The sequence below is a fragment of the Thiocapsa sp. genome (genome assembly GCF_018399035.1).
Taxonomy (GTDB): Bacteria; Pseudomonadota; Gammaproteobacteria; order Chromatiales; family Chromatiaceae; genus Thiocapsa.
Window position 1 is genome coordinate 2,789,291 of record NZ_CP073760.1, and the last position, 24,909, is coordinate 2,814,199.

At 64.5% G+C, this 24,909-nt stretch carries 17 protein-coding genes and 1 pseudogene; 6 read left to right on the plus strand and 12 right to left on the minus strand.

Annotated elements, in window-relative coordinates:
* Positions 1-37: 37 nt before the first annotated feature.
* The 4 genes and pseudogenes from dnaE to KFB96_RS12635 all read left to right on the plus strand — a co-directional run.
* A pseudogene (gene dnaE, locus KFB96_RS12620) lies at positions 38-4,873 on the plus strand (DNA polymerase III subunit alpha); the annotation flags it as partial.
* Between the two features lie 59 nt (positions 4,874-4,932).
* Positions 4,933-6,252 (plus strand): paraquat-inducible protein A, encoded by a 1,320-nt coding sequence (locus KFB96_RS12625; protein ID WP_213458096.1) that lies wholly within the window; start codon positions 4,933-4,935, stop codon positions 6,250-6,252.
* A 108-nt stretch (positions 6,253-6,360) separates the two neighbouring features.
* Entirely contained in the window at positions 6,361-7,758 is a 1,398-nt protein-coding gene (sthA, locus tag KFB96_RS12630; RefSeq protein WP_213458095.1) for a Si-specific NAD(P)(+) transhydrogenase, read from the plus strand.
* Positions 7,759-8,384: 626 nt separating this feature from the next.
* Positions 8,385-9,092, plus strand: a complete 708-nt coding sequence (locus KFB96_RS12635) for a hypothetical protein (RefSeq protein WP_213458094.1) — start codon at positions 8,385-8,387, stop codon at positions 9,090-9,092.
* Between the two features lie 325 nt (positions 9,093-9,417).
* Here KFB96_RS12635 and KFB96_RS26770 read toward each other — a convergent pair whose 3' ends face one another.
* The 8 genes from KFB96_RS26770 to rluD all read right to left on the minus strand — a co-directional run bounded on the left by KFB96_RS26770 (position 9,418) and on the right by rluD (position 17,476).
* Positions 9,418-9,873, minus strand: coding sequence for an IS1595 family transposase (locus KFB96_RS26770; RefSeq protein WP_300971709.1), 456 nt, complete (start codon positions 9,871-9,873; stop codon positions 9,418-9,420).
* Positions 9,870-10,346: an IS1595 family transposase gene (locus tag KFB96_RS26775; protein ID WP_300971166.1), complete on the minus strand. Its 477-nt coding sequence runs from the start codon at positions 10,344-10,346 to the stop codon at positions 9,870-9,872. Before KFB96_RS26775 ends, KFB96_RS26770 begins: the two co-directional genes overlap by 4 nt.
* 332 nt (positions 10,347-10,678) lie before the next feature.
* Positions 10,679-12,253 (minus strand): glutamate--cysteine ligase, encoded by a 1,575-nt coding sequence (gene gshA, locus KFB96_RS12645; RefSeq protein WP_213458093.1) that lies wholly within the window; start codon positions 12,251-12,253, stop codon positions 10,679-10,681.
* A gap of 24 nt (positions 12,254-12,277) precedes the next feature.
* On the minus strand, positions 12,278-14,380 hold the full coding sequence (locus tag KFB96_RS12650; protein WP_213458092.1) for a carboxy terminal-processing peptidase: 2,103 nt from the start codon (positions 14,378-14,380) through the stop codon (positions 12,278-12,280).
* A gap of 267 nt (positions 14,381-14,647) precedes the next feature.
* Positions 14,648-15,151, minus strand: a complete 504-nt coding sequence (gene def, locus KFB96_RS12655) for a peptide deformylase (RefSeq protein ID WP_213458091.1) — start codon at positions 15,149-15,151, stop codon at positions 14,648-14,650.
* 3 nt (positions 15,152-15,154) lie between these two features.
* Positions 15,155-15,676, minus strand: coding sequence for an ACT domain-containing protein (locus tag KFB96_RS12660; protein ID WP_213458090.1), 522 nt, complete (start codon positions 15,674-15,676; stop codon positions 15,155-15,157).
* Positions 15,669-16,496 (minus strand): peptidoglycan editing factor PgeF, encoded by an 828-nt coding sequence (gene pgeF / locus KFB96_RS12665; RefSeq protein ID WP_213458089.1) that lies wholly within the window; start codon positions 16,494-16,496, stop codon positions 15,669-15,671. The genes KFB96_RS12660 and pgeF overlap by 8 nt, the downstream gene beginning before the upstream one ends.
* 32 nt (positions 16,497-16,528) lie before the next feature.
* Positions 16,529-17,476, minus strand: coding sequence for a 23S rRNA pseudouridine(1911/1915/1917) synthase RluD (gene rluD, locus KFB96_RS12670; RefSeq protein ID WP_213465285.1), 948 nt, complete (start codon positions 17,474-17,476; stop codon positions 16,529-16,531).
* 144 nt (positions 17,477-17,620) lie between these two features.
* Between rluD and KFB96_RS12675 the strand changes: the two genes are divergently transcribed.
* On the plus strand, positions 17,621-18,448 hold the full coding sequence (locus KFB96_RS12675) for an outer membrane protein assembly factor BamD (RefSeq protein ID WP_213458087.1): 828 nt from the start codon (positions 17,621-17,623) through the stop codon (positions 18,446-18,448).
* 152 nt (positions 18,449-18,600) lie between these two features.
* Here KFB96_RS12675 and KFB96_RS12680 read toward each other — a convergent pair whose 3' ends face one another.
* The 4 genes from KFB96_RS12680 to sucC all read right to left on the minus strand — a co-directional run bounded on the left by KFB96_RS12680 (position 18,601) and on the right by sucC (position 22,951).
* Positions 18,601-18,939: a P-II family nitrogen regulator gene (locus KFB96_RS12680; protein ID WP_093032757.1), complete on the minus strand. Its 339-nt coding sequence runs from the start codon at positions 18,937-18,939 to the stop codon at positions 18,601-18,603.
* Positions 18,940-19,095: 156 nt separating this feature from the next.
* Complete coding sequence (locus KFB96_RS12685) at positions 19,096-20,721, minus strand: NAD+ synthase (protein WP_213458086.1); 1,626 nt, start codon at positions 20,719-20,721, stop codon at positions 19,096-19,098.
* Positions 20,722-20,889: 168 nt separating this feature from the next.
* Positions 20,890-21,762 (minus strand): succinate--CoA ligase subunit alpha, encoded by an 873-nt coding sequence (gene sucD, locus KFB96_RS12690; protein ID WP_213458085.1) that lies wholly within the window; start codon positions 21,760-21,762, stop codon positions 20,890-20,892.
* 1 nt (position 21,763) lies between these two features.
* Positions 21,764-22,951 (minus strand): ADP-forming succinate--CoA ligase subunit beta, encoded by a 1,188-nt coding sequence (gene sucC, locus KFB96_RS12695; RefSeq protein WP_213458084.1) that lies wholly within the window; start codon positions 22,949-22,951, stop codon positions 21,764-21,766.
* Positions 22,952-23,109: 158 nt separating this feature from the next.
* On the opposite strand from sucC, the gene KFB96_RS12700 reads away from it, so the two are divergent.
* Positions 23,110-24,756, plus strand: a complete 1,647-nt coding sequence (locus KFB96_RS12700; RefSeq protein WP_300971703.1) for an ATP-binding protein — start codon at positions 23,110-23,112, stop codon at positions 24,754-24,756.
* Positions 24,757-24,909 lie beyond the last annotated feature (153 nt).

A 24,909-nucleotide genomic window follows, 5' to 3' on the forward strand; every position in this document is an offset into this window, starting at 1 on the left:
CCCCTGCCGCCATCGTCGAACCCCGATCAGGACACCCGTGGATCCCAGCTTCGTCCATCTGCATCTGCATTCCGAGTATTCCCTGGTCGACGGACTGGTGCGGATCAAGCCGTTGGTCAAGCGTGTCGCCGCGCTGGGGATGCCGGCGGTCGCCATCACGGACCAATGCAACTTCTTCGCCTTGGTGCGCTTCTACAAGGCTGCGGTCGCGGCCGGCCTCAAGCCGATCGCCGGGGCCGATCTGCTGGTGCGAAACCCGGAGGACGCCGCCAAACCGCACCGTCTGGTGCTGCTCGTCCAGGATGCGATCGGCTACCGCAATCTCACGCGGCTGATTTCGCGGGCCTATGTCGAGGGCCAGCATCTGGGGGTGCCGCATGTGGAGCGCGACTGGATCGCGTCCGCCGCCGAGGGTCTGATCGCGCTCTCGGGCGGGCCGCACGGCGACGTCGCTCAACTGCTCCTGAACGGGCATCGCGAGGCCGCCGAGCGGCGGCTTGCGGAGTGGCTCGCGGTCTTCGGCGACCGCTATTACCTGGAGCTGATCCGCACCGGGCGCGAGCAGGAGGATGCGCTGGTGGAGGCCAGCGTGGATCTGGCCATCCGCTCGGGTGTGCCGGTGGTGGCGACCAACGACGTGCGTTTCCTCCATCCCGAGGACTTCGAGGCCCATGAGGTCCGGGTCTGCATCCACGAAGGGCGCACCCTGGACGACCCGCGTCGTCCACGCCGCTTCAGCGCCGAGCAGTCGCTGCGCAGTCCCGCGGAGATGGCCGAGCTCTTCGCCGACCTGCCCGAGGCGCTGGAGAACTCGGTCGAGATCGCCAAGCGCTGCAACCTGGAGCTGACCCTCGGGAAGAACTTCCTGCCGGATTTCCCGGTGCCGGCGGGGATGACGATGGACAGCTATTTCGCCGAGGCCTCGCGGGTCGGTCTCGAGGAGCGCCTGCAGCGCATCCTCGACCCGGAGTTGCCCGACCTCGCCGAGCAGCGCCGGCCCTATGCCGAACGGCTCGATCTGGAGCTGTCCGTCATCATCCAGATGGGCTTCACCGGCTACTTCCTGATCGTCGCGGACTTTATCCAGTGGGCCAAGGCACAGGGCATCCCGGTCGGCCCGGGGCGCGGCTCGGGCGCCGGCTCGCTGGTCGCCTATGCGATGAAGATCACGGATCTGGACCCGATCGAGCATGACCTGCTGTTCGAGCGCTTCCTCAATCCCGAGCGCGTCTCCATGCCCGACTTCGATGTCGACTTCTGCATGGAGGGCCGCGACCGGGTCATCGACTATGTCGCGGGAAAGTACGGGCGCGAGGCCGTCTCCCAGATCATCACCTTCGGCACCATGGCGGCCAAGGCGGTGGTGCGCGATGTCGGGCGCGTCATGGGTCATCCCTACGGGTTCGTCGACCGGGTCGCCAAGATGGTGCCCTTCGAGCTGGGGATGACCCTGGAGAAGGCGCTGACCGAGAGCGACGATCTGAAGGCCGCCTACGAGGACGACGAAGAGATCCGGGCACTCATCGACATGGCCCGCAAGCTCGAAGGCCTGACCCGCAATGCCGGCAAGCATGCCGGCGGCGTGGTGATCGCGCCGACCAAGCTGACCGACTTCGCCCCGCTCTACTGCGAGCAGGGCGGAGAGAACCTGGTCACCCAGTTCGACAAGGACGACGTGGAGCAGGTCGGACTGGTCAAGTTCGACTTCCTGGGTCTGCGCACGCTCACCATCATCGATTGGGCGCTCAAGACCGTGAACGCGCTGCGTCGCGAGGCCGGCGAGGCGCCGATCGACATCGAGCGGATCGAGCCGCAGGATGCCGAAGCCTTCGCGCTCCTGAAACGCTGCGAGACCACGGCGGTCTTCCAGCTGGAGTCGCGCGGCATGAAGGAGCTGATCAAGAAGCTCCAGCCCGACAACTTCGGCGACATCACCGCGCTGGTCGCACTCTTTCGCCCCGGCCCGCTGCAGTCGGGCATGGTCGACGACTTCATCAACCGCAAGCACGGCCGCGCCGAGGTCGCCTATCCGCACCCGGATCTGGAGCCCATCCTTAAACCGACCTACGGCATCATCCTTTATCAAGAGCAGGTGATGCAGATCGCCCAGGTGCTCGCAGGGTATTCGCTCGGCGGCGCCGACCTGCTGCGCCGGGCGATGGGCAAGAAGAAGCAGTCCGAGATGGACAAGCAGCGCGCCATCTTCGAGGAAGGGGCGGTCGCGCGTGGGGTCGACGGCAATGTGGCGACCTACATCTTTGACTTAATGGATAAATTTGCCGGTTACGGCTTTAACAAGTGTGTCGTTGGAGACACGCTGGTGACGGATCCATCAAGCGGTGAACGGCACTGCGTCAAGGATATCTATCGATCGGGGATCGACAGGGTCGCGAGTCTGTTGTCGGATCACCGGATGGGCGTGAGCCCCGTTGTTCAGGTGATGGAGAACGGTATCCGGCCGGTCTTGAGACTGACCACCTCGCTCGGCAAGACACTGCGTGCGACCGGCAATCACCCTTTGCTGACGGCAACGGGCTGGCAGCGGCTCGATGAATTGCGTGTCGGCGAGCGTATCGCCGCGCCCGCGCGATTGCCGATCGAGGGCCGTGAGCAGTGGCCCGAGCACGAGTTGGTGACCTTGGGATGGGTTCTCTCGGAAGGGAATACCTGCCATCCCAGCGGCTTCTATTTTTACAACAAGGATGTCGAGGCCAGGGATGATTTCGTGTCCGCCGCAAGCCGCTTTCCCGACACCGTGCCGACGGTGCGGCTGAGGCCGGAACGTGCCGAGACCTGGTGCGTTTACGTCGGGACCGGTCGTGATACCAGGATCAGCTGCGGAAACGGGCACAGCTTCACGCCACGCTCCGGTGCTCGATTGTGGCTGGAGCGGCTGGACATGGTCGGCCAAAAGGCGCCACAAAAACACTTTCCGCCATCCGTCTTTCGTCTCGACAATCCATGCTTGGCGGTGATTCTCGGGCGCATCTGGTCGGGAGACGGATATGTCGCCGCCGAAAACGCGAACAACAAGATCCCCTCTCTGGCTAGCGCCTCCCTGCGCCTGATCAGCGAGACCCAGCATCTCTTGTTGCGTTTCGGTATCGTCAGCCGACTGACGGAAAAACTCTTTCCGTATAAGGATGGGCGGGTCGGCTATACCTTGCACCTAGTCGGACGAAGGAGCATTACCGCATTTGTCGAGTTGATCGGGCCGCACTTGGTCGGGAAAGGGAAACAATTGGAAGCGCTGCGCAGGTCGCTCGCTGAAATCCCGAGCGATCTGGAATCCGTCGACACTCTGCCGCCCGAGATCAAGCAGGCCGTCGGCTTGGAGAAGGATCGCAGTGGCCTGACGTGGCGTCAGATTGAAGCTCGCAGCGGCGTTTGCGTGAGAGCACTCTATGGCAAGGACGAGCCGCACAAGAAGGGATTTCGCCGAGCGACAATCCGCAAGCTCGCCGAGTTTTTCGACGCCGATTTACTCAGACAAGCCGCCGACGCGGAGATCTATTGGGAGCGTGTGGTCTCGATCGAGCCGGATGGCGCGGCCATGACCTATGATCTCGAGGTTGCGGATACCCACAATTTTGTCGCCAACGACATCATCGTCCATAATTCGCATTCGGCCGCCTACGCCCTGGTCAGCTATCAAACCCTCTGGCTGAAGACGCACTACACGGCGGCCTTCATGGCGGCGGTGCTGAGTGCGGATATGGACAACACCGACAAGGTGGTGACCCTGATCGAGGAGTGTCGCGCGCTGCGTCTGCGGGTCGAGCCGCCGGCGGTCAATCGCTCCGCCTACCGCTTCACGGTCGCCGATCCGCGCACCGTCATCTACGGCATGGGCGCCATCAAGGGGGTCGGAGAGGGTGCGATCGAGGCGATCATCGCGGCACGCACGGCCGAGGGTCCGTTCCGCGATCTCTGGGACTTTTGTCGACGGATCGATCTGCACAAGGCCAACCGACGCGTTCTCGAGGCGCTGGTCCGCGCCGGCGCACTCGACGAGCTGGGACCGAACCGGGCGACCCTGATGGCCGAGCTGCCCTTGGCGCTCAAGCTGGCAGAACAGCACCATGCGACCCGGGCGGCGGGTCAGACCGATCTCTTCGGTGCACTGGAGCCGGTCGCCTCGCCCGAGCCCGATCCCCAACTCGCGACCGAGGTCCGTGTCGACTGGGAAGACGAGCAGCGTCTGGCGGGCGAGAAGGAGACCCTCGGGCTCTATCTGACCGGACATCCGATCGATCGCTACGAGTCCGAGCTCCAGGCGATGGCGGTCAGCCGGATCGCCAAGCTCTTGGAAACGGATCGCGAGCTGGGTCGGCGCGACCGACGCGATCGCGAGAAGCGCAGCGTCGCCGGTCTCGTGGTCTCGGTGCGTCACGGCAAGACACCGCGCGGGCGCATGGGCTCGGTGGTGCTCGACGATCGCACGGGGCGCATCGAGATCACGGTCTTCTCCGAGCTCTACGAGCAGTTGCGTCATCTGCTGGTGCCGGATCAGATCCTGCAGGTCTCCGGGGCGCTCAATTTCGACGAGTACCGCGACAGCTGGTCCTTGCGTGCCGACGACGTGCGGACCTTCGAGCAGGCACGGGCGAGCATGGCCGATCATCTGGGGCTGATCCTGGATCTCTCGGACCCCGCTGCCCACGCCGATGGCCTCGTCCGGCTCGATGCCTTGCGCGCCGCACTCGCGGCCTTTCGCGACGGGGATCTTCCGGTCCGTCTGCGCTATCGTCGCCCGGGGGCCGCCGGCGAGCTGGTGCTCGGCGATGCCTGGCGTGTCGAGCCGGCCGATGCCCTGCTGAAACGTCTGCGACAGCTCCTCGGGGGCGATGCGGTCAGGGTCGTCTACGAGCGCTCGCCGCTACCGACGGCGCAGACCGAGACGCAACGTCCGCGTCTGGCGGCGGTGGGCTGATGCAGACCGGGCGCCTTGTTCGACAGGTCCTCGCCGTCGCGCTGCTGATCGGCGCCGGCTGGTTGATGGTCGGCCTGATCGGCGATCTGAACCGCGTGAAGGTCCTGAAGACGGATCTCGCCGAGATCCACCATGTTCGCTACGGGCTGCTGGATGCCGACCTCTGGGTCGCGCGGATCAGGCAGATCCTGGAAAAACGGGTCGACGAGCTGGATCTCACCGAGGCCAGTCGGGCACAGGTGACGCAGGCCGTGACCCAGTTGCTGGACACCCTGATCCGCGAGATCGAGCGCAATCTCGCTCAGCGGCGTCCGGACCCGGGGGGAAGCTGGCTCGACCAGCTCCAGGGCGCACTGCAGCAGGGTTTGCAGGATCTGCTGCTGGATGTCGCGCGTCTGCGCGATCGGGTGCCCGAGTATGCCGATGCCTTCGTCGAGCAACTTTCCGTGCCCGGAGTGAAGGAGCAGATCAAGGCGCGGTTGCAGGTGCTGCTTCGCGATGCGGTGGCCTCGAGCGGCGCGGGGACCGATCGACGCCCGTTGGAGGCCGTCTTGGTGCGTTATGGCTGTGCGGATGTCGATGCCTGCTCGCGCCTGATCGAGACCGAGATCGGTGCGGTCCAGCCGCGGATCCAGCAACAGCTCGGGGCCGTGATCGGGCTGACGGCCTTGGTCTTCATGGTCTCGCTCGTCGGCGGTGCACCGCGGGGGCAAGCGTCGGGCGGGACGACTGATCGGCTCGCCCCCGTCCTGCTGTTTGCACTCGTCGGCGCGACCTTCCTCCTGCTCCTCGGCGGACTCGCCACGCCCATGATCGAGGTCGATGCACGCATCACCGCCCTCACCTTTCAGCTCCTCGGCGAGCCGGTCGTCTTTACGGATCAGGTGCTCTATTTCCAGACCAAGAGCATCCTCGACGTGATGCGGATCCTGTTCGAGTCCGGCCAGGCCGACATGCTCCTGGTGGCCGTTCTTCTGACCCTCTTCAGCGTCGTCTTTCCCGCGCTCAAGCTCTTGGCGACCTATGCGTTTTACGACGACTGGAACGGCTCGCGCGGATCGGGGACGGTGCGATTCTTCGCGCTCAAATCCGGCAAGTGGTCGATGGCCGATGTCATGGTCGTCGCCATCTTTATGGCCTACATCGGCTTCGATGCACTGGTCGCCAATCAGCTCGGCAGCCTTCGGGGCGCGAGCGATGCGGTCGCCGTCTTGACCACCAACGGCACCTCCTTGGAGCCCGGCTTTTATCTCTTCCTCGGATTCGTCCTTGCCGGACTCGTCCTGTCCGGTGCTCTGGAAAACCGTCTCGACCGCTAACCCTACAGCTGCGATCAGCCCGGGCGCGGCCATCTGTATATCAAGATGGCCCATTCCGTGCTTCTTTTACCTGAGTGCCCTTTTGAACCCCAAGCGGAGTCCGTCGCGATGACCACACGAGAATTCGACAGCATCGTCATCGGGACCGGACCCGCCGGGGAAGGCGCAGCGATGAAGCTCGCGAAGGCCGGGCATCGGATCGCCGTGATCGAGGCCCACAATGCGGTCGGCGGAGGCTGCACCCATTGGGGTACCATCCCCAGCAAGGCACTGCGCCACTCGATCCAGATGCTTGCGGACTATCGGCACAACCCGCTGTTCCAGCACACCCAGCATCAGATCGAAGCGGAGTTCCCCGACCTTCTGCGCGCCGCGGACGGCGTCATCAACGAGCAGGTCCGCACCCGGTATCGCTATTACCAGCGCAATCGGGTCGAGGTCGTCTTCGGGCGCGCGCGCTTCCTGGGCGAGGATCGGATCGAGGTCCAACGTCCGGGTGGCGTCACGGAAGAGCTGCGCGCACAGCACATCGTCATCGCCACGGGCTCGCGCCCCTATCGGCCGCCGGATGTGGATTTCACCCACCCGCGCATCCGCGACAGCGACACGGTGCTCGGACTGAAGCACACGCCGCGGTCCATGACCATCTATGGTGCAGGGGTCATCGGTTGCGAGTACGCCTCGATCATGGGCGCGCTCGATGTGAAGGTAAACCTGGTCGATTCACGCGACCGTCTTCTGTCCTTTCTCGACGACGAGATCACGGACGCGCTCGGCTATCATCTGCGCCAGCAGGGCGTGGTGATTCGACACAACGAGACCTACGAGCGTACCGAGGCCGGCGACGACGGGGTGGTCCTGCACTGCAAGTCAGGCAAGAAGTTCAAGACGGACATCCTGCTCTGGGCCAACGGGCGCACCGGCAACACCCACGACCTGGGTCTCGAGACCATCGGGCTGATACCCAATCAGCGCGGCCAGCTCGAGGTCAACAAGAGCTACCAGACCGCCTTGCCGCACATCTACGCCGTCGGCGACGTGGTCGGGCAGCCCGCGCTGGCCAGTGCGAGCTACGATCAGGGGCGATTCGTCGGTGCACACATCGCCGACGGCGCCTGCGACTGGTCGCTGATCGAGGAATTCCCGACCGGAATCTATACAGTCCCGGAGATCAGCTCCGTGGGGCGAACCGAGCGCGAGCTCACCGCACTGCAGATCCCCTACGAGGTGGCCCAGGCGGATTTCAAGAGTATCGCCCGCGCCCAGATCACCGGGCACACGGTCGGCATGCTCAAGCTCCTCTTCCACCGCGAGACCTTGGAGATCCTGGGAATTCACTGCTTCGGCGAGCAAGCCGCCGAGATCGTGCATATCGGTCAGGCGATCATGTCCCAGCGCGGCGAGGCGAACAGCATCCGGTACTTCACCGAGACCACCTTCAACTATCCCACGATGGCGGAGGCCTATCGGGTCGCGGCGCTCAACGGGCTGAATCGGCTCTTCTAAAGCTGAACCGCGTCCGGAATGACATGCAAGCTCGCAGGTGGATTCGGCATCCTGACGATCAAGAGCCCTCACAGTCGACGCGGTTCAGGACACTAAGAGAATCATTGATTTAAACCGCGTCCAGAGCGAGATGCTGACTTTCGAGTGAGCTCGAAGTTTGGTGAATCCACGACCCTTAGCGGGGGACGCGGTTTAAAATTTTATATTTTTTAATACTTTAAACCGCGCCGGCTCCAGCGGTTCTGAAATCCGCCGGGGCCGATCCCATCCAATAACATCGCATACCGCACTGGGCGCGGTTTAAGTTGCAATGACGGGTGCGGTGCGGTGCGGCGCGGGCGTAACTTTGGGTTGATATGTTAGAAAATTCTTATATACTGATGCCCTAATCAGGACGGCGATCGAAGGGCAACGACAATTATCAGCGTGCTGCCGATACCTGCGTCATAGCGCGGGCACCCTGGAGCCAGGATGGCGCGATCCCGACCTGTCGGCACGTCCGTTCCGAATAAAGACCCGCGAGTCCCGCTCGACCTCCGTGCCAAGCGGAAGCGGCTCCCCGATCGACGGGGACGACTCGAAAGAAGACCAAAGCCCATCATTTTCAAATCGTAAAGGTGTGTTCCATGTCCAATCTCGTTCAAGCAGCCTCGCTCATTGCCCTTGCCGCCGCCGCATCATCCGCCGGTGCCTGGTACAACGCCCCCGTCGCACCGGTCATGACGCCCGAGATGGCCGAACAGCAGATGCAGACCATCTCCGCGCAACACCAGGCCATGACCGAGCAGCAGAACAAGGCCATCGAGCAGGCGATGGAGGCGCATCGGCAGATGATGGAGCAGCGCGCGGCCAATTTCGCTCGGATGCCTTCCGGCATCGACTCGGGCTTCCCGGAGATGCCGCCGGTGCCGGAATTCGCCCAGTACCCTGCAATGCCCGAGATGCCTGCGATGCCCGAATTCGGTCAGATCCCGGCGATGCCCGAAATGCCGGCCATGCCCGAATTCGGTCAGATCCCGGCGATGCCCGAAATGCCGGCCATGCCCGAATTCGGTCAGATCCCGGCGATGCCTGAATTCGTGAAGACGCGCATGGATGAGATGGATGCCCATCGCGCCAAGGTTCAGCAGGGGATTCAGGAGCGTCGCGCCGCCTTCAAAGCAGAGAGCGAGCAGCGTCGCGCGCAACATCCGCGTGCCATGGAGCGCACCCACATGGCCGGTTATGCACCGCACATGCATCCGGCGATGATGTCGAATCGGGACTGCGCGCCTAAGGTCCAGGCACCCGAGCAACAAGCCGCTGCGCCGGCACCCGCCGCGACTGCACAATAAAGATCCGGCTCCCCGAGGCGATCACCTCGAAGAGGCGCCTCGCGCATGACCCGAAGACCCCGGCAACGGGGTCTTCGCCGTTGCGACGGCCTTGTTCGGGTGATGACCCGAACGTCCTCGCGCCAGGTTCATTTCAAACCCCTGCATGCAGCTCGACGCGATCGACGGCCGGACCCGGGCCGATATCGGTGGCTCGACCCTAAACCGCGCCCGGTGCGGTATGCGTCATTTGTTGGAGTGGATCGGCCGCGCCGGCTCCGACGACTGCCGGATCCGGCGCGGTTTAAAGTATTAAAAATCTTGGCTCAATCTGCATTCCAGACAGCTAGACAATCAGCGCTGCCAAGAGCGCCGGGAGGAGCCCCTTCCCGCGCGCACGACTGTTGTGGACGAACTGAAAAAAGCTCAGGTACATCGGGAGGTGTTCCTGAGAGATCCCGCGGTGAGGGCGCAGCCAGGAGCGCAGCAACGACCAGACGCCCTCGATGGTGTTGACGTGGACCTCATGGAAGCCATCACCGTCCTCGTCGCGGGCGTACTCTCCGCGGCTGTGGCAGACGCTGTGGTGCTCGTAACCCCATGCCGGCAAGCGGGCGTAGATGTCATACTCATCGGTGTAGAAGCGCGTCCCCTCGGCCACGCAGGCGAGGATAATGGGTTTGATGGTCTTCTGTTGGACGTTATCCAGCATCCGCAGCACCACCTCGCCGCCGCGCTGGATCAGGCCGAGAATCGGTGGCTTCTCTTTGGCCAGGGTGCCGCGACCGCGCGCCCCCTTCAGTCGGCGCCGACGGCCTTTGCGCGCTTTTTTTTTACCGCCTCGGGGTTCCCTTTGTGACCGGCGACCACGTACACCTCGTCGGCCTCGACCTCGCCGTCGAGCACGGGCAAGGACTGCTTGGACTCGATGCCCTCGCGCAACTGTTGCGTCATGCGCTGGGCGTCATCCTTGTGAAGGCCCAGTTCTTGGCCGATCTGCCGGTTGGACAGGTTCAAGCCCATGAAATACAGGCATAACACCCAGGTTCGCAGTGGCTGATGATGGCCGGCCAGAATCGTCTCGCTCAAATCATCGAACCAGCGCCCGCAGTCCTTGCAGCGGTACTTCTGCCGCTCGGGTTGCGTCGGATCCCGACCTTGCTTGTTGATCTCGGCCGAGGCGCAGTGCACGCAGCGCACCCCCTCGGGCCAACGCAGGGCACGGACGGTCTCGAAACATTTGGCGTCGTCGACGAGATTCTGGATGTTCAACATGGGGCGCACTGCCTGGCCACTTCGAAAGGGACAGTATTCTACCCCCACGGCCCGCCTCGTGCTGCATCCAGTGCTCTCCAAGGCTCCCCGCCTCGACTCTGTCGGGAACTGTCTGGAATGCATAAAGAGGCAAAATCTTAAGGCGATTTCCGGGAATGATCATCCCGGCCGTGCGTGTTGCCAATACTTACCGGGCGACTAAAGTCGCCCCTACATGTTGGTCGATGCTTTCCCGGAAATCACCTAAATTCTAAACCGCGTCTCACTGGGATCAAGGATATCTCCGAAGCTAAACGAACAATGAAAACTACGCATGTCGCTCTGGACGCGGTTTAGTTGAAATAGTCCGCGAGAAAACCATCGAAACTGCGATCGTCGGCGGCCTCGATGGTCTCTTGCTGCGCGACCGACTCGCGGGCCAGCCGGTCGAGCACTGCTTCGCGCTCGGGATCGATGCGGTGCTGACTGAAGGTCTCCCGATGGGTCTCGGTAAGACGCCGAGCGAAGTGGAAAAAGCCCTCCTGCCGCTCCCGCATCATCGCAAGGATGCGGGCCGAGGGGGTGGCATCCGGGTCCGCGACCTTCTCGCGTTGCCGCTCGACACTCTGCCCATACGGACCATCGGACATCCCGTCGAGGAGCTCGGCAACCGCGATCATGTCGTCGAGGATTTCGCTCGCCCAGACACGCAAGGGAACGCCCTCGCGGAGGCGGGACAGCGCGAGTCCGGGATCGCGTCCACGATGGGCGGTCAGGACCTGATTCTCGTCGATCTCGCGCCGCTCCCGCGCGCCGATACGGGGACTGTCCAGGATCAGGCAATAGAGCATCAGGGTTTCGAGGAATCGAATCTGTTCGGCCGTGATCCCGACGGGCTCGAAGATATTGATGTCGGGCGACCGCAGCTCGACATAGCGCACGCCGCGGCGGCGCAGCGCCAGCGTCGGACGCTCCATCCACTCGGTGATCTGCTTGGGACGCACCGTGCTGTAGTACTCGTTCTCGATCTGCAGCACGTTGGCATTGAGCTGCTCGTAACGCTCGCCGACCTTCACGCCGATCTTCTCGTATTGTGGGCAAGGGGTCTCGATCGCCCAGGTGAGACTGCGCACGTAGGAGTCCAGGCTGTCGTAGCTCGCCTTCATCCCGGTGCCTTGCTCCTGCTGATTCTGGTAACCGATGTCGCCCATACGCAGCGAGGTGGCATAGGGGTAATAGAGGGTGTGTGGATCGAAGACCTGCAGATCGGTCTCGCGGCCCTGGATGAAGCTGGAACAGACCGCGGGAGATGCGCCGAAGAGATAGGGCACGATCCAGCCGACACGCTGCAGGTTGCGGACCATCCCCATCTGCACATCGGAGCGGAAGTCCAGGGCATCGCCCTCCACGCCCTGAATCGCCTGGTACAGGTCCAAAAAGTCGTCGGCGAACGAGAAGTTGAAATGCAGACCCGCGATCACCTGCATGGTGCGACCGTATCGGTTGCCCAGCCCACGCCGATAGACCGTCTTCATGGTCGCTGCATTCGAGGTCCCGTATTGCGCCAGCGGGATACCTGCACCGCCATCGAGTACACAGGGCATACTGGTCGCCCAGATCAGCTCGTCGCCGAGATGACGATAGACATAGGCATGGAGATCGGCGAGGAATCCCAAGACCTCCGCAACGCTGGAGGTCGGAGGCGTGATGAGCTCGAGCAGCGCCTCGGAGAAATCGGTCGTGATGTAGGGATGCATCAAGGCGGAGCCGAGCGCTCGCGGATGCGGCGACATCGCGAGATGGCCGGCCGCCGTCGCACGCAAACCCTCCTTCTCAAGGCCGATGCGATTGCCCCTGAGCCGCTCGGACGCACCGCCCGCGCGCAGACGCTCGACCCGCGCTTGAAGATCCTTTCGAGACTGATTCAATGACTGGTCCTTAAGGGACGCGATTCAGTCACGCATCACCGCGCGCGGCCGTTCGGTGCGATCGAGCAAGACGGCATCGGCGAGGATTCGGGCCGCCTCTTCCACCTGAATGCGCGCGATGGCCTCGCGCTGGGCATCGAGCAGGTCCTCGTCGACCTGCTCGTCGGAATCCTCGTCCACCGGAGCGATTCCGCGGGCACGGAGGTAACTGTTCTGCTGCTCCTTGAAGACGCTCCCGCGAAGCTCGTCCTCCTTACGCCGAGCGCGCTCTTGGAGCGAGACGTGGGTTTGGGCCTCGACATCGCGCATCAGCTTGCTTCGCTCCACCAGCATCGTAAAACCGGCATCTCCGGAGACGCGCTCCGCTGACTGCAACGCGAGGAGCTCGACGCTGACGGAGCCGACTTTTTTGTATTCGGCCGGCCGGATCCGCGTCCAAGGCAGGGCGTTGTCGAGTGATCGCTCGCCATGCTCGACCATGAATTCGGCGGTCGGGAACCGAATATCGGGCTCGACGCCACGCAGCTGCGTGCTCCCGCCGCTGATCCGGAAGAACTCGGCCATCGTCAGGCGCAGGCGGCCGAGATTGTTCTGCTCCCCGGGGACATAACGGTTCAGATCGATCAGGGTCTGCACGGTCCCCTTCCCGAAGGTGGGCTCGCCGATCACCAGCCCGCGCCCGTAGTCCTGGATGGCGCCTGCAAAGATCTCGGAGGCGGAGGCACTGTCGCGATCCACCAGCACGGCCAAGGGGCCACGGTAGGCAAGGCCGGGCTCCGGATCCGACTCCACCTCGATCTTGCCGAACGCGTCCTTCACCTGCACGACCGGACCGGTATCGATGAAGAGACCGGTGAGCGAGGTCGCCTCGGCCAAGGAGCCACCGCCGTTGCCGCGCAGGTCGATCACGATGCCGTCGACGCCCTTCAGGACCAAGTCGTCGATCAGTTGACGGACGTCCCGAGTCGTACTGCGGAAGTTTCGATCACCCGAACCCTCGGCTTGGAAGTCTCGATAAAAGGCGGGAATCTCGATCACGCCGATCCGCATTCCCGGCGCGTTGCCCAGACTGTCCAGGACCGACCCTTTCGCGGCCTGATCCTCGAGCTTGATCTCGTTGCGTACGATCGCGACCTCGCGCACGCCGCCGTTGGTTGCAGCGGATTTAGGCAGCAGCTGCAGCCTCACGACCGAGCCCTTGGGTCCGCGAATCTTGTCGACGACGTCCTGGAGGCGCCATCCCACGACATCCTCGATCGCGCCGTCGAGCCCCTGAGCAACCCCGACGATCCGGTCGCCCGTCTGGACCTGACCGGACTCACGGGCCGGACCGCCCGGGACCGTGCTCTGAATGACCGTGTAGTCGTTGTCCGCGCGCAGGACGGCACCGATCCCCTCCAGCGACAGCTTCATACTGATGTCGAAGTTCTCGGAGGTGCTGGGCGACATGTAGCTCGTATGCGGCTCGAGCGTCTGGGTATAGGCGTTCATGAACGTCTGGAAGACGTCGTTGCCGTCGAACTGATGGGTGCGACGCACCAACCCTTGGTACCGCTCGCTCAGCCGTTCGCGAATCTCCTCGTCCGTCTTGTCGGCCAAACGCAGGGTCAGGAAATCGTTCTTCACGCGCTTGCGCCAGATGTCGTCCAGCTCGGCACTGTCCTTGGCCCAGGGCGCGTCCGGCGAGTCGAGCCTATAGGTCTCCTCGCGATCAAAGTCGAAGGAGCCCTTCAAAAGGCCTTCGGCATAGATGACGCGCTCGTCGACCCGCATCCGATAGACCCGAAAGACATCGAACGCCAGATCGAGCTCGCCGCGACGCAGCCCTTCGTCCAAGCGCTTGGCGCCGCCCTTGAAGCGCTCGACATCGCGGGCCAGAAAGAAGGAACGGCTCGGATCCAGTGCCTTCAGATAGCTGTCGAGGACCTCTTGCGCAAAGTCCTGGTCGAGCGTGACCTTTCTGTAGTGAAAGCGCTCCAGAACCTTGTTGATCACAACTGCCGATTTGGTCTGGGCAGGGCTCGGAAACAGCTCCGACAGGGGAACCTGACGAGGGGCTGCAAGGACAAGCGTCGCCGCCAGGAAGGCAGCGACGGCGAAGGCAAGGCGGGACATGCGCGATCTCATAGGCGGTTCTCGTAATCGATCTCTTTGCAGAGAGACAACGTTGGTTGGACGGGGTTTCTCTGGTCCAAACCGCAAAGACCTCGATCCAACGCCGAGCGGAGCATTGCCCGCAGAAAACTTACCGAACATTCTGGATAGATGGGGCCGCCGCGGCAGCTCTTCATGGGCACAGCGTCATCCGCAATTAAACCGCGCCCGCTCCGACGGTCGTCGGAGCTGGCGCGGTCAAGCCGCTCCAACCATGACGCATACTGCACCGGGCGCGGTTTAGGTCTGGTAGACCTTGCGTCGGTACAGATCGGTGCGACGACTCACGACCCGATCGACGAACAGCAGACCGTCGAGATGGTCCATCTCATGCTGGACCGCGCGCGCCTCGTATCCCTCCATCGCGTACTCGGCCTCACGGCCGTCAAGATCCTGCGCCTTCAAGCGGATGCCGGTTGCTCGGATGACATTGCCGGTGTAATCCGGCACCGAGAGACAGCCCTCGCGCCCGATCGCGTAACCTTCCCAGTGGACAATCTCGGGATTCACCAGGATCAAGTAACCGTGATTGGGTGTCTTCGGACGACCCGAAACATCCACGATCACGATACGCTGAAAGCGCCCGACCTGGGGGGCGGCAATGCCGACGGCGGCCGGACCGGCCAAGCGGGTCTCTTCGAGGTCAGCCACGAAACCGCGCAAGTCCTCGTCGAAACGCTCGACCGGCTCGGCGACCTGCTTCAGGCGCGGGTCCGGAAGCTTGAGGATATCGAGGATTGCCATGACTCAGCCGATCAGAATATCGACGGGGGCGACATCCACGGAGACGCCTCGGGTGCTCAGCGCAGACAGCGCCGCTTGAACCTCTTCGATGGTTCGCTCGCAGTAGCCTTGGATATTCATGATGTAGACCGGCTGTTGCGCATCGCCCGCGACATCGGACTCGAGCTCGAGGATGTTGAATCCGTGCTCGGCAAGGATCTCCGTCACATCGGCGACGATACCTGCACGGTCGGCCCCGAAGACCCGAACCTGTAGATTCGGGACCAGGTGCCGGTGCAGCCCGCCCGGCACCGGGTCCAGATGGATCCGAAGACCGAGCTCCTCGGCGACCGGACGCACGGCGGCCATCAGCTCCTCGCAGGGGCGCTCGCCGCTCACCATCAGCATGATGGTGAAGTTGCCGCCGAGGCGGATCATGGACGCCTCGCCGAGGTTGCATCCGCAGGTGTAGAGGGCTCGCGTCACGCGCGAGACGATGCCCGGGCGGTCGGCACCGACCAGGGTCAACATGTTCCAGTCAGGCATGAAGTGCGCCTCCCGCTGCAGCGTCGCCGTCGCCGTCGAGCCAGATCAGGCTCGCCATCCGCCCGGTGACGCCGTCGCGCCGATACGAAAAAAAACGTCGTGGATCCGAATGGGTACAGTAACCGCCGCCATAGACTTCTGTCACCCCGAGCCTGGCGAGCCGGCGGCGTGCCAGACCGGCGAGGTCGGCCAGGAAGCGCCCGTCGCGCGAGGCACGGAATGCACCGATCGACTCCGGATCCGTCTCGAGGAATCGCTCGCGCACCTCGGGGCCGACCTCGAAGGCATCCGGCCCGATCACCGGGCCGAGCCAGACCAGGATACGCTCGGACGCTATAGGCTCGGACGGGCTCCGCCCGGACACCCCCCCCATGGCCGAGATCGCACGCTCCAGGATACCGGAGGCCAGACCGCGCCAGCCGGCGTGCACCGCCGCCACCCGGGTTCCCCGATCGTTGCACAGAAGCACCGGCAGACAATCGGCCGTCATGACGACACAGACCACACCGGCCGTGCCCGTCACGGCCCCGTCGGCCTCGCAGCCGCCGAACGAGCGTGCATCGCCCGGGATCGCCGAATCCTCGCCCGCGAGCCGGCAGCCATGCACCTGTCGGAGCCAAAGCGGGTCGCTCGGCAGTTGCAGGTGCTCGCGCAGAATCGCGCGATTGCGGGCAACCCCCTCGGGCGTGTCGCCGACATGATCACCCAGGTTGAGGCCCGCATAGACGCCGGTGCCGACGCCGCCGTCGCGTGTGGTGGAATAGGCCCGCACGCGCGCCGGTGCGGGCCAATCGGGCTCGATCATCTCGGGTTTGATCATCCTCGGTTCGGGCGGATGAGGAAGGATCGAGCTCACCCGGAAGCCTCGCTGCGAAACTGCTCGAGCAACCCCGCGAGATCCGCCGGCAACGGACTCTCCCAGCTCATCGCCGTCCCGAGCGTCGGATGCTCCAAACCCAGACGCAAGGCGTGCAGCGCCTGACGCGGGAAGCTCTGGAGCGCCTCGATGAGACCCGCGGATGCCCCCTTGGGCGGTCGCGGCCGACCGCCGTAGGCACGATCGCCGACCAACGGATGCTGCGTATGGGCCATGTGCACGCGAATCTGGTGCGTCCGGCCGGTCTCGAGCTCGACGGCGAGCAGACTGTGACCGGAGAAGCGTTCCAAAACCCGAAATCGGGTGATCGCGGGCCGCCCGTTGGCGACCACGGCCATGCGGGTGCGCTGGGTCGGATGACGTCCGACCGGTGCCTCGATGCGGCCGCCGGCGACCACCTCGCCGATGACCAGGGCACGATACTCGCGGTGGACCTGCCGAGCCTGCAGCTGCTCGACCAATGAACGGTGCGCCTCGAGCGTCTTGGCCACCACGAGCAGCCCGGTTGTGTCCTTGTCCAGACGATGCACGATGCCGGCCCGGGGAACGCTCGCCAGCCGGGGATCATGATTCAGCAGGGCGTTCTGCAAGGTCCCGTCGCGATGCCCCGCCGCCGGATGCACCACCAGACCGGCCGGTTTGTCGAGCACGAGGATCTGCTCGTCCTCGAAGACCGGATTCAGCGGAATCGCTTGGGCGAGACAATCGCCGAGCGGCTCGATCGGCGCGTCCAGCTCGATCAGCTCACCACCCCAGACCTTGTCGCGCGAGCGCCGGGCCACCCCGTTCACGCGCACCTGTCCGGACTCGATCCAAAGCTGCAGCCGACTGCGCGAGAGCTCGGGGATAAGGGCCGCCAACACCTGATCGAGTCGGCGGGCCGCGAGCTGCGGCTCGACCCGAATCTCGCGTCGAATGCGCATCGGGCCCGAAGCGGCGGGCGGCGGGATGTCCGGCGTGGCGTGCGTCATGAACGATTCACCGATCCGCCACGGGTGTATCCTCGCGCGCGAGGACGGTTGCCTTCGGGTATACTGCGTGAGGAAATCAACAGGTATCTCTGATTCATGCGAAGAACGTTAACACGACTGCCGGCGCTCGTGCTCGCCGTCGCGCTCGCCGGGTGCGGCATCTTCGGCAAAGAGATCGATCTTACCGAGAACTGGAGCGCAGCCAGACTTTACGCCGAGGCTTCATCCGAGCTGGACTCGGCCAACTATGCCAGGGCGATCGAGTATTACGAGAAGCTGGAGGCACGTTATCCGTTCGGGCGTTATGCGATGCAGTCGCAGCTCGACGTCGCCTACACGCATTACCGCGCCGACGAGCCGGAGGCCGCGATCGCCGCCGCGGACCGCTTCATCAAGCTCTACCCCCAAAACCCGTATGTCGACTATGCCTACTATCTCAAAGGGCTGGTCAACTACAACCGCAGCGTCGGGTTTTTGGATCGGTATGTCCCGACCGATGCCTCGCAACGCGATCCGGGCTCGGCCCTCGACGCCTTCGTGGATTTCTCGGTCTTGGTCGAGCGTTTTCCCGACAGCCGCTATGCCGAGGATGCGCGGCAGCGCATGCTCTATCTGCGCAACAATCTCGCCAAGCACGAGGTCAACGTGGCGCGCTACTACATGCGCCGCGGCGCCTACCTCGCTGCAGCGAACCGCGCAAACTACGTGATCGAACGTTTTCAGCGCACGAGTGCCGTCGAAAGCGCGCTCGAGGTGTTGATCGACGCCTACACGGCGCTCGGCAAACGCGAGCTGGCGGCAGACGCGAAGCGGGTTCTCGACTTGAATCGAGAGGCCGGTCGGTTTATCCCCGACGAGCCGGAACCCGGCGAGGTCAGTCTCGCGCGTAAGCTCTGGGACTACTTCAGCCTAGACGAGAATTGACGCCTGGCGGGACGACCCGGCGCGCGACGGGAGGTCGCGCCGGGTCGTTTCGTTTTGGATTGCCTTTCCTCGGACCGGCTGAGGTGGAGGCCGGCTTTACGGGAGCACGATCGGCGACGGCCGGACTGTCATCCCGACCGAGACATCAGGGCTTAGACAGCGGCCTCGTTCTCTTCCCCGGTGCGGATACGCACCACATGCGTCACATCCGAGACGAAGATCTTGCCGTCGCCGATCTTACCGGTCCGAGCGGCGGTTGTGATGGCACTGATACAGGTCTCCACCAGATCATCGGTGAGCACCAGCTCGATCTTGACCTTGGGCAGAAAATCCACGACGTACTCGGCGCCCCGATACAGCTCGGTGTGCCCTTTCTGGCGCCCGAAGCCCTTGACCTCGATCGCGGTCATGCCGGTGATGCCCGCGGCGGAGAGCGCCTCGCGGACGTCGTCCAGCTTAAATGGCTTAATGATGGCTTCAACCTTCTTCATGACGCTCTCCGTTGTGGGATCCGGCTACCGAAGCCGTTGAGTATAAGTTCCATGCATGCCCTTGAACAGCGAACGGGTTAAACCGCGGCTGCGACACCTCTTGACCTGTCGACGCGTAACCCACCGAACGGCGATTCATGCCGCCCGAGACGCAGCCTAAAATCCGCTCGTGATCGGGTAGCGGCGATCGCGGCCGAACGCCCGGGTGGAGATGCGCACGCCGGGCGGGGCTTGGCGGCGCTTGTATTCGTTGCGATCGACCAAGCGGGTGATCCTCCGTACGATCTCGGCCGGATACCCGCGCGCGACGATTGCATCGACACCCTCGTCCTCTTCGATATAGAGCCGCAGGATCGGATCCAAAACCTCGTAAGGAGGAAGGCTATCCTGATCGGTCTGATCGGGCCGCAGCTCCGCGGATGGCGCACGCGTGAGCACACGCTCGGGAATCACCGGGGAGCACCGGTTGCGATAGCGCGCCAGCCTGTACACCAAGAGCTTGGGCACGTCCTTGATGGGCGCGAAACCGCCGGCCATGTCGCCGTAGAGGGTGGCGTAGCCCACCGCCATCTCGCTCTTGTTTCCGGTGGTCAGCAGGATGCGTCCGGTCTTGTTGCTGATCGCCATCAGGATGATACCGCGGCAGCGCGCCTGGATGTTCTCCTCGGTCACGTCCGCGGCCAGACCCTCGAAGGCCGGCTCGAGCATCGACAGGAAGGACCGGAAGGCCGGCTCGATCGAGATCAGCTGGGCCTTCACGCCGAGCACCTCGGCCTCCTCGAAGGCGTCCGCATTGCTCATCTGCGAGGTATAGCGCGACGGCATCAAGACGCCCTCGACCGCGTCGGCGCCCAGCGCATCCACGGCGACGGCAAGCGTCAGGGCGGAGTCGACCCCTCCCGAGAGACCGAGTATCGCCCCACTGAAACCGTTCTTGCGGACATAGTCTCGCACACCCAACACCAGGGCGCCGTAGACACTCGCCTCCTCCTCCATCGCATCGTCGTCGAACGCCTGCGTGCTGCGCTCGGGCGACGAGCAGACCGGGTGCCCCTCGTCATCGACGTCGAACGTGAGCAGATCTTCCTCGAAGACCGCCGCGCGATGCAGGATCCGACCCGCACCGTCCGCGACAAAGGAGGCACCGTCGAAGACCAGCTCGTCCTGCCCGCCGACGAGGTTTGCATAGACGATCGGGATACCGTGCTCGCTCGCCCGACGCGCGACCAGCGCCTCGCGCTCCGCACGCTTGCCGACATGAAAGGGCGAGGCATTGATGTTGATCAGGATCTGCGCCCCGGCCTCGACCGCCTGCCGTGTCGGATCTTCCTGCCAGATGTCCTCGCAAACGCTCAGGCCGATCTTCAATCCCAGGTGATCGAGCACCAAGGGGGTCGCGCCGGCCTGAAAATAGCGCTTCTCGTCGAAGACGCTGTAGTTGGGCAAATGCTGCTTCGCGTACTCGCCGATCAACGCGCCGTCGCGCAACACGCCGGCCACATTGAACAGACCGCCGACGGCCCGCAGCGGATAACCCAGCACCAGTGTGATCCCTCGACACTCGGCGCGGATCCGCTCCAAGGCCGACTCGACGCGCTGCAGCAGCTCGGGGCGCAGCAGGAGATCCTCCGGCGGATAACCCGTGAGGGTCAGCTCGGGAAAGACCAACAGATCGACCCCGTCCGCACGCGCGGCGGCCGCCTCGACGATCACCCGATCGGCGTTGCCCACGACATCCCCGACAACGAGATTCAACTGCGCGACCCGGATACGACATCCCACGGCGGGGTCCTCTTAAGGTGATGAGAAGCTTGGTGTGGCCGCCAGCGGCCGGTTATCGGTTATCGGTTATCGGCTCCCGGTTCTCGGTTTTCAGACCTGCCAACCTTGGCGAAAGGTGTGTCGGGGAGCGATTCGGTTTGGCTGGCGGCTGGCGGCTGGCGGCCACCATCACCCGCCGAGAAGCTCCGCCAGTCGACTCCCCATCTGCGCAGGCGAGCGCACGGTCACGGCACCCGCCTGCTCGAGGGCCGCGTACTTGCCCTCGGCCGTCCCACGTCCGCCGGTGACGATCGCACCCGCATGCCCCATGCGCTTGCCGGCGGGCGCCGTCACCCCGGCAATGTAGGCGACCAGCGGCTTGGAGATTCGCTCGCGGATGACCTCCGCGGCCTCCTCCTCGCCGCTGCCGCCGATCTCGCCGACCATGATGATCGCCTCGGTCTGCGGATCCTGCTCGAAGAGATCCAGACAGGCGATGAAATCCAGACCCTGGATCGGGTCACCGCCGATGCCGATGCAGGTGCTCTGGCCCAGACCCGCTTGGGTCGTTTGCCAGACCGCCTCGTAGGTCAGGGTCCCGGAGCGCGAGACGATACCGACCCGGCCGGGCGCGTGGATGTTCCCCGGCATGATGCCGATCTTGCAGGCGCCGGGCGTGATGATGCCGGGGCAGTTGGGACCGATCAGGACCGCCGGGCTGCCCGCGAGCGCGGCCTTCACCCGCACCATGTCCAGGACCGGGATCCCCTCGGTGATGCAGACGATGACCCGAATCCCGGCGTCCGCCGCCTCCAGAATCGCATCCGCGGCATAGGCCGCGGGCACGTAGATCATGGTCGCATCCGCGCCCGTGTCGCGGACCGCCTGGTGTACGGTATCGAAGACCGGCCGATCGAGATGGCGCTGCCCGCCCTTGCCGGGGGTCACGCCACCAACCAGGTTGGTGCCGTAGGCGATCGCCTGCTCACTGTGGAAGGTGCCCTGCTTGCCCGTGAAACCCTGGCAGATGACCCCTGTGCTGCTGTCGACGAGAACGCTCATCTCAAACCCCTCCGGCGACGGCAGCTCGACCGGCGGCCGCGTCCACGACCCGCCGGGCCGCCTCGCCGAGGCCCGCCATCGTCTCGACCGCCAACCCGCTGCGTGCGAGCATCTCCAGACCCTGCGCGGCATTGGTGCCTTCCAGGCGCACCACCACCGGGACCGAGACCTGCACCTCGCGCACCGCCGCGATGATGCCCTCGGCGATCAGGTCGCACCGCACGATGCCGCCGAAGATGTTCACCAGCACCGCGCGGACGTTGGTGTCGGAGAGGATCAGCTTGAAGGCCTCGGCGACGCGCGCTGCCGTGGCGCCGCCGCCGACATCCAGGAAATTGGCCGGCGCGCCGCCATGCAGCTGCACCAGGTCCATGGTCGCCATGGCGAGCCCGGCCCCGTTGACCATGCACCCGATATTGCCGCTGAGGCTGATGTAGCTGAGCTCATGCCGCTTCGCGGCAAGCTCGCGCGGGTCCTCTTGACCCGGGTCGCGCAGCGCCTCCAGATCCGGGTGGCGATAGAGCGCGTTGTCGTCCAGGTTGATCTTGGCGTCCAACGCGATCAGCTCGCCGCAATCATCCACCACCAGCGGATTGACCTCGACCAGCGTCGCGTCCTTCTCGACGAAGAGGCGATACAGCCCGTCCATGAGCAGCCCGAGCGACTTGATCTGAGCGGCCTCGAGTCCGAGCCCGAACCCCAAGCGGCGCACCTGATAGGGTTGCAGACCGACCGCCGGATGCACGCGCACCCGCAGCAAACGCTCCGGCGTCTCGGCCGCGACGCGCTCGATATCCATCCCGCCGGCCTCCGAGGCAACGAAGAGGACACGCTCGGTCTCGCGCTCCAGGAGCAGACCGAGATAGAGCTCGCGCGCGATCGCCATCGGCCGCTCGATCAGGAGCGTCTCGACCGGCAAGCCGTCCGGCGCGCTCTGCCCCGTCACCAGACGCGTGCCGAGCAGACGCCGTGCGGCGCTCTCGACCGCGGACGGACTCTCGGCCATGACCACGCCCCCGGCCTTGCCGCGTCCGCCTGCATGGACCTGTGCCTTCACGACCCAGCGCTCCCCGCCGAGCACGCCGCAGGCCGCCGCGGCCTCCTCCACCGTGCTCGCGGTCACGCCGTCCGGGATGCGGATCCGGTGCTCGCTGAACAGCCGCTTCGCCTGGTATTCATGTAGATTCATGGTGTGCTCGCCGTCGCGGTGTGCCGAATCCCGAAGCGCCGCGACCACATGGCCGCGCCCCCGCCATTCTGGTCTAATCCGCGGCAGATTGGCAAAGGCGCATTCATCCTCCGCACGCAATGCGCCGCCCGAAGGCGTGTCCGAGCACGAGACCAGCAATGACGCATCACCCAGAACCCACGACGAGCCATACGAGCCCGGCAACGCGCCCCGAGAGCACGAAACAACCCGGGCAGCCCGGCCATCCCCATCCGACCTGGCTCGCGTTGCGCTGGCTGTTTCTGTTTCGGCTCGTCGTGCTGATCGGACTCATCCTGCTCTTCTCGCCCTCGGCGATGGACCCGCTCATCACGCCCGCCAACGCCGCGTTGGCCTGGAACGTCCTCATCCTCTACGCCATCCTGGTGCTGCTGAGCGGCCTGACCCTTTACGCGCATTGGCCGAGCCGCGGGAGCCAGGTCCACCTCGCCATCTATATCGACATCATCGCCTTTACCTTTTTGATGCATGCCGCGGGCGGCGCTGCAAGCGGTCTCGGGATCCTGATCGGCGTGACCGTCGCGGCCGGAGCGCTTCTGATGGAAGGGCGCCTGGCGCTTCTGTTTGCGTCCTTCGCCGCCCTTGCCGTGCTCACCGAGCAGATCTTTTCGGACCTTTCCGGGGGGGGTGCGGCCTCGAGTTATACCCAGGCCGGTCTCCTCGGCGGTATCTTCTTCGCCGTCGCACTGCTCGCGCACGTGCTCTATCGCAGGGTCCGCGAGGCCGAGGACATGGCGGCGCGACGCACGGTCGATATCGCCAATCTGACCAAGCTCAACGCCTTCATCATCGCCAATCTCGAGACCGGCATCCTCGCGATCGATGGCGACCGTCACCTTCGCCTGAAGAACAAGGCCGCGCTGGAGCTTCTCGACGTCGCTGCGATTCATCCCGGCAGCTCCCTCGGCGATTTCCCCCCGAAGGTCGTCGAGTGGCTCGAGACTCAGGTCCAGAACCCGGCGCCCGAGGGCACCGTCATCCGGGTCGGCGAGCGCGAGCTGCGTGCCACCCTCAAGCTGCTCGGCGATTATCGGGCCTCCGGCGCCTTGATCTATCTGCGCGACAACCAGGAGCTCACCCGCGAGGCCCAACAGATCAAGCTGGCCGCACTCGGCACCCTCACCGCCAGCATCGCCCACAACATCCGCAACCCGTTGAGCGCCATCACCCACGCGAGCCAACTCTTCGCCGACGGCAAGGACTTGCCGGAAGACGACCGCCACCTGCTCGAGATCATCCAGCGCAACAGCGCGCGCATCGACGAGACGGTGCGCAGCGTGCTCCAGCTTTCGCGCCGCGATCGGATGGATCCGGTATCGCTGGATGCGGCACTCTGGATCGAGGCGTTTGCCGAAGAGTTTCGCGAGACCCACCGACTTGCGCCGGAACGTCTCACGCTCGAGATCACCTTTTCGCCCGATCCGGTCGAGGTGGATCCGCGTCATCTGCACCAGATCGTCTCCAACCTGTGCGAGAACGCGCTGATTCACGGCGGATACGGGAATGAGCCGCCGCGGATCAAGATCAGCCTCCTGCCGAGCGGCGAGAACGCCGATCGGCCCCTGATCGAGATCGCCGACGCGGGGCCCGGAATCGACGCCAAGACCGCGCGCGACATCTTCAATCCATTCTTCACCACGAAGACCAGCGGCACGGGCCTCGGTCTCTATATCGCCCGAGAATTGGCACAGACCAACGGCATCCATCTCACCTACGAGCCCGCCGAACCCCACGGCAGCCGATTCAGGCTCCATTTCGCCCGGTGACGGGCGCCCGCGACCCTGTCTCGGGGGTCGCACGGCTTCTGTCGGGCCCGGCCACGCGTTATGCTTGAAGCGCAAATGCGGGGCAGAAAGAACGCGGTCACGCTGTCCCTGAACGCACACGGAACGCATCGGGGCAGCAGGCTCCGAACCCAA

Excerpts from the sequence above, each read along its gene's own strand:
- KFB96_RS12625 (WP_213458096.1), top strand. The coding sequence starts at position 4,933 with ATGCAGACCGGGCGCCTTGTTCGACAGGTCCTCGCCGTCGCGCTGCTG.
- sthA (WP_213458095.1), top strand. The coding sequence starts at position 6,361 with ATGACCACACGAGAATTCGACAGCATCGTCATCGGGACCGGACCCGCC.
- KFB96_RS12635 (WP_213458094.1), top strand. The coding sequence starts at position 8,385 with ATGTCCAATCTCGTTCAAGCAGCCTCGCTCATTGCCCTTGCCGCCGCC.
- KFB96_RS26775 (WP_300971166.1), bottom strand. The coding sequence starts at position 10,346 with ATGTTGAACATCCAGAATCTCGTCGACGACGCCAAATGTTTCGAGACC.
- KFB96_RS12650 (WP_213458092.1), bottom strand. The coding sequence starts at position 14,380 with ATGAGATCGCGCATGTCCCGCCTTGCCTTCGCCGTCGCTGCCTTCCTG.
- def (WP_213458091.1), bottom strand. The coding sequence starts at position 15,151 with ATGGCAATCCTCGATATCCTCAAGCTTCCGGACCCGCGCCTGAAGCAG.
- KFB96_RS12660 (WP_213458090.1), bottom strand. The coding sequence starts at position 15,676 with ATGCCTGACTGGAACATGTTGACCCTGGTCGGTGCCGACCGCCCGGGC.
- pgeF (WP_213458089.1), bottom strand. The coding sequence starts at position 16,496 with ATGATCAAACCCGAGATGATCGAGCCCGATTGGCCCGCACCGGCGCGC.
- rluD (WP_213465285.1), bottom strand. The coding sequence starts at position 17,476 with ATGCGCATTCGACGCGAGATTCGGGTCGAGCCGCAGCTCGCGGCCCGC.
- KFB96_RS12675 (WP_213458087.1), top strand. The coding sequence starts at position 17,621 with ATGCGAAGAACGTTAACACGACTGCCGGCGCTCGTGCTCGCCGTCGCG.
- KFB96_RS12680 (WP_093032757.1), bottom strand. The coding sequence starts at position 18,939 with ATGAAGAAGGTTGAAGCCATCATTAAGCCATTTAAGCTGGACGACGTC.
- sucD (WP_213458085.1), bottom strand. The coding sequence starts at position 21,762 with ATGAGCGTTCTCGTCGACAGCAGCACAGGGGTCATCTGCCAGGGTTTC.
- sucC (WP_213458084.1), bottom strand. The coding sequence starts at position 22,951 with ATGAATCTACATGAATACCAGGCGAAGCGGCTGTTCAGCGAGCACCGG.
- KFB96_RS12700 (WP_300971703.1), top strand. The coding sequence starts at position 23,110 with ATGACGCATCACCCAGAACCCACGACGAGCCATACGAGCCCGGCAACG.